The organism is Pseudonocardia pini (assembly GCF_013870575.1).
Taxonomy (GTDB): Bacteria; Actinomycetota; Actinomycetes; order Mycobacteriales; family Pseudonocardiaceae; genus Pseudonocardia; species Pseudonocardia pini.
Genome location: NZ_JACBXB010001143.1, coordinates 1 through 1,254 on the forward strand (window position 1 = coordinate 1; position 1,254 = coordinate 1,254).

General features: G+C 72.6%; 2 protein-coding genes. Both read left to right on the forward strand.

All coding sequences use genetic code 11. From position 1 onward, the window contains the following. The first annotated feature begins 346 nt into the window (after positions 1–346). Entirely contained in the window at positions 347–787 is a 441-nt protein-coding gene (locus H5J29_RS33275) for a Fur family transcriptional regulator (protein WP_446686510.1), read from the forward strand. Further along, positions 784–1,254: YgfZ/GcvT domain-containing protein (locus H5J29_RS33280; protein WP_376768603.1), on the forward strand; the 471-nt coding region annotated here is incomplete at its 3' end. The genes H5J29_RS33275 and H5J29_RS33280, both read left to right, overlap by 4 nt.

Sequence of the window (1,254 nt, forward strand, 5' to 3'; positions counted from 1 at the left end):
GCGGGCGGCGTCGAGATCGGCGCGCATCCGCGCGAGCACGCGCTGCAACCGCGCCACGTGCTCGTCGACCTGCCTGCGGTCGTAGCCGCGGAGCACGACGTCGAACCGCGGGGCACCGAGCGACCGCTCTCCCCCGTCAGCCGTCATGACCTGCACCTTCCGTCGCCGCCCCACCCGTTCATCTCGCCGAGGGTAGGGAGATCCGTACTCCCGTGAGGAGCGTTCACCCTAACGGAGCACGATTTCGCCCGGCCAGCCCGCCTGGGCACAGCAGTCTGTGGACAACTCGCCCCCTCGGGGCCGTGACGCCGCCGACGACCGCTCCGCCAGGCCTACCATCGAGCACGTGGACACCTCGCTCAAGTCGACGCTGCACCGCCGCGGCCTGCGGATGACCCCTCAGCGGCAGCTGGTGCTCGATGCGGTGCGCGAGCTCGGCCACGCCACCCCCGAGCAGATCTGCACGAGGGTGCAGAGCGCCGCGCCTGCGGTCAACATCACCACCGTGTACCGCACGCTGGACCTGCTCGAGGAGCTCCGGCTGGTGCGACACACCCATCTCGGGCACGGCGCCCCCACCTACTCCGAGCGCGAACACGAGCACCTCCACCTCGTGTGCCACGAGTGCGGGGCCGTCGGTGAGGCGCCCACCGAGCTGATGGAGGAGTTCGCGGCCCGGCTGCGGGAGGGACAAGGGTTCGCGGTGGACGTCACGCACGTCGCGTTGTCGGGCCGCTGCGCGGACTGTGTCCGCGCGGACGAGGCCCAGCTGGAGGAGGCACAGTGAGCGAGCAGGTCGAGCAGCTCGAGGTCCCGGACCCGGACGAGGCGGTCCCGGCCCACCGCGGCGACCCGCCCGCCGAGCAGCGCGCCATGGCCCGCTCCGCGGCGGTCGTGGACCGCTCGCACCGAGGCGTGATCGCCGTCCCAGGCGAGGAGCGGCTGAGCTGGCTGCACCTGCTCCTGAGCCAGCACGTCAGCGAGCTGGCGGAGGGCACAGGCACCGAGGCCCTGATCCTCGACGCGCAGGGCCGCGTGCTGCACCACATGATCGTCAGCCACGTCGGCGACACCGTGTGGCTGGACACCGAGCCGGGCGATCTCCCCGAGCTCCTGGCCTACCTGCAGAAGATGGTGTTCTGGGCGAAGGCCGAGCCGCGGGACGCCACCTCGGAGGTCGCGGTGCTGTCCCTGGTCGGGCCGGACACCGCGGCCGTGCTGGAGAAGGCGGGCGCGCCGGTCCCGGTGGGGGCC